At 68.0% G+C, this 2,952-nt stretch carries 3 protein-coding genes and 2 pseudogenes; 1 reads left to right on the plus strand and 4 read right to left on the minus strand.

The window, feature by feature from the left end; genetic code table 11:
- Positions 1 to 127: pseudogene (locus tag EAO76_RS47065) on the minus strand (HNH endonuclease); the annotation flags it as partial.
- A gap of 133 nt (positions 128 to 260) precedes the next feature.
- On the opposite strand from EAO76_RS47065, the gene EAO76_RS41645 reads away from it, so the two are divergent.
- Positions 261 to 1,058 carry a hypothetical protein gene (locus EAO76_RS41645; RefSeq protein ID WP_148841437.1) on the plus strand — a complete coding sequence of 266 codons (798 nt, stop codon included), beginning with the start codon at positions 261 to 263 and terminating at the stop codon, positions 1,056 to 1,058.
- A gap of 209 nt (positions 1,059 to 1,267) precedes the next feature.
- On the opposite strand, the pseudogene EAO76_RS41650 reads toward EAO76_RS41645, so the two are convergent.
- The 3 genes and pseudogenes from EAO76_RS41650 to EAO76_RS41660 form a co-directional block, all read right to left on the minus strand.
- Positions 1,268 to 1,657: pseudogene (locus EAO76_RS41650) on the minus strand (HNH endonuclease); the annotation flags it as partial.
- Between the two features lie 348 nt (positions 1,658 to 2,005).
- On the minus strand, positions 2,006 to 2,278 hold the full coding sequence (locus EAO76_RS41655) for a DUF6225 family protein (protein ID WP_148841439.1): 273 nt from the start codon (positions 2,276 to 2,278) through the stop codon (positions 2,006 to 2,008).
- 393 nt (positions 2,279 to 2,671) lie between these two features.
- A partial coding sequence (locus EAO76_RS41660) for a transposase (protein ID WP_262375519.1) occupies positions 2,672 to 2,952 on the minus strand: 281 nt, incomplete at its 5' end.

Consider the following 2,952-nt stretch of genomic DNA (forward strand, 5'->3'; position numbering starts at 1 on the left):
GCCATTGGGCGGGGTCCTGGTCGGCCTTGGACCTGTTGGTGCGGGCGGTGACCGCCACGAGCGAGGACGCCTGGCCGAGGTCGTTGGCGTAGGCCTCGCGGCGGGCCGCGGTCCAGGCCGAGGCCCCGACTGGCGGGGAGCGTCATTCCCGTTGTGCGGTATTCGCCTTGGCGGAGCTCTTCGGTTATAGCTCTGACCGGAGTTTCGTGAACAACTGACGTCCAGCAGGATCGAGATCGCGTACTGGTTGACTATGTGCCGTGACCGAGATGATCGAAGTACCAGATGCAGAGGATGACTGGGAGCCTGCGACGGAGCTCCCGGCGAGTAGGCGTAATCCGGCGCGGCAGGCGTCTATGTTTCAGAGCGCCACCTGGCCGTTGAGCTCGCTGGCGCTGCTCTCAGTGGACCTGGAGGCGGTGGCGCGGCGGCTGAAGCTGACCCTTGAGAGCTCGTGGGACGGGCACGGCAATGTGCGGGCCGCGTTCTTCGTGCTGGACGGGACGGACTTCGTCGTCACCCACCACGAGGGGGACGCTCCGGGAACCCACGTGTGGACCCGCAAGGGTGGGCCTGTCGATCCGGCTGCCCGCGCGGGCAGCCTCCTCGCGGCCCTTGGCGTGGGGCCGGAGGCGGTCTCGTATTCCACCTGGGGGGTCGGCACCGACCTGAGGCACGTGCCCGCTGCCTGGGGCCGCGGCCGGGGCAAGCCGACGTGGTCGTACCAGGACCTTTGGGCCCGCTTCAGGAGGAGCCCGGAACTGTTCGTCGGCCGTGTGAGTTTCGGGGCGGTGGTCGCGTTCCTCAACGGCTATGGCATCGCCTCCGACAAAGTCCTGCTGTACGGGTTCAGGGAGTGGCTCGCAGCCAAGCTGGGTTACGGCGGGAACCTGGTGTACTGGGTTTTGGCCGAGAAGTTGATCTTTCCCGATGGCCGCCCCGAGGAGCCCTGGTCACCCGAGACTGAGCAGCACGCCGTGGCCGGCCTGATCGACCTGATCGACGAGTACTTCGACAGCCTCGCCAGCAATCCGGAGGCACGCCCCGAGATGGTCTGATCGAGATCCCTGGATGAGCCCGGCATATCGGTAGAAACCACACCAGCTCCCACGGTTGCATCTGATGCAACATCGTGGCGTTGAACGCCCCGCCGCAGGTCAGAATGCACCTACCGTCACCTCTACGAGTGACAACCCCATCCCCGACCTACCCCAAGCCGTCAGCGTGTGGGAGCAGAATGATGCGTTGAGCTCAATTCCGCCTACTTGGAGTCCCAGGCCTCGGCGAGCGGGACCATGTGGTCGATGTCCAGGCCGCTCGCGGAGGTCACCGTCTGCTCGTCGTAGTACGACCACCAGGCGCCGCCGGTCAGGGCGCACCGGGCACCGACGGTGGGCGGGGTGACGGCCTCGGCGATGAGGACCTCGGCGCGGGTGTTGCAGCCGTCGCCAGGGTTGGCGCCGGCGTTCCAGTGGCGGAAGCTGCTGCGGGTATAGCCGTCGCGGGACTCGGTGCCCAGCGGCAGCGCGGAGACCGCGGCGCCGATCGGCAGCACAGTCGGCTCGGCCGCCTGCGCGTGGGCGGCCGGAGTGGTGGCCGCGAGCGGGGCGAGGGTGAGGGAGAGCGCGGCCAGGCCGCGCATCAAGTTCTTGATCACGCACGCCGTGATAGCGCCTGACGGGACCTCACCCGGCCCGGACCACTCGATGATCAGCCGCAGGAGTGAACAGGTTCACCGCAGAAACGGTTGCCCTGATACCCCCAGCCACATCACCGGCCGCCAGCAGCAGACGCCGGTGACAGCCCACCCGACATTCGGCCGGCCATACGACTGGCGGGCTCGGATGCGCACCAACGCCGAGATGCGGCGGACATCAGCAAGTGGTTCGACCGCGACATGTAGCCCGCGTCGTCAACGAAGCGGGCTGCACCATCACCCGACGCTGACGTCAGCGCGCAGGGACGCGCAGGGCGCCCTTTACACCTGACCCGGCATGCGTCCCGTTCAGTCGAGGAGGTCGTACGCCCCCGGCTCCCAGTCGACGAACAGCGTCAGCGCCTTCTCGGTCTCGGTGCGCTCCGGTTCGGTGGCGGTGGCCGGCCACCAGTTCTCGACCCGGTGCGCATCCACGAGAACACCCCCGCGGTACCCGTCGAAGTCACCGGGATCCTCCGCGACACCGATGCGAATGGGCGCGTCGTCGGGAAGATCCCTCAAGGCGTCACGGAGCTGCGCGGCGTTCCAGATCTGCGGGGCGTGCTCGAAGATTTCGGTCATGGGCGCAGGCTCCCGGAACGGGATCGCCCGGTAGGGGAGGCGCGGCTGTGCCCCCGTGCCAGAGCACTGGTTCGGGGGCACAGAAGGCCGGGGTGAAAAGCCGATCACCGGTGGGTGGTGAATCAGACCCGGCCGGTGGACACCGTACGTCAGCCCGCGGCAGGCAGGTCCCACAGGCCGGGAAGCCGGCGGCGAGGCGGGGCAGCCGGAACGGCGGCCACGGTTCCGCAGACGGCGCCGCTGGGCAGGACCGGCCTCGGTACTGGCGGGCTCGCGTATTCAACTGTCGCCAGTTCCCCGTGAAGCCCGCCACACCGGTGACCGTACGTGGTCACGAGCGTGAATAATCACCTTTATGGATCAGGGACTTGCGGCGTTACTGACTTCGGCTCGTCAGGGTGAGGTCGGGGTGTCGAGGGTCAGGCCGGTGCCGGCTATGAAGCCGTCGAGGGTGTCGGGGCGGTACTGCAGGCGCTTGAGCCGGTTGCGGACGAGGGCCTCGAGTCGGTCGAGGGCCATGACGGCGAGGTTGGCCAGGCTTCGTTTGACGTGCGCCCAGACCCACTCGACGGGGTTGAGGTCGGGCGAGTAGGCGGGAAGCAGGAACACCGTCAGCCATGCACGCTCGGCGATCAACTCGCGCATGGCGTGGGAGACGTGGGTGTTCAGGCGGT

It is taken from the genome of Streptomyces sp. sk2.1 (genome assembly GCF_008120935.1).
Taxonomy (GTDB): domain Bacteria; phylum Actinomycetota; class Actinomycetes; order Streptomycetales; family Streptomycetaceae; genus Streptomyces.

Coding starts and splice junctions, on each gene's coding strand:
- EAO76_RS41655 (WP_148841439.1), bottom strand. CDS start 2,278: ATGACCGAAATCTTCGAGCACGCCCCGCAGATCTGGAACGCCGCGCAG.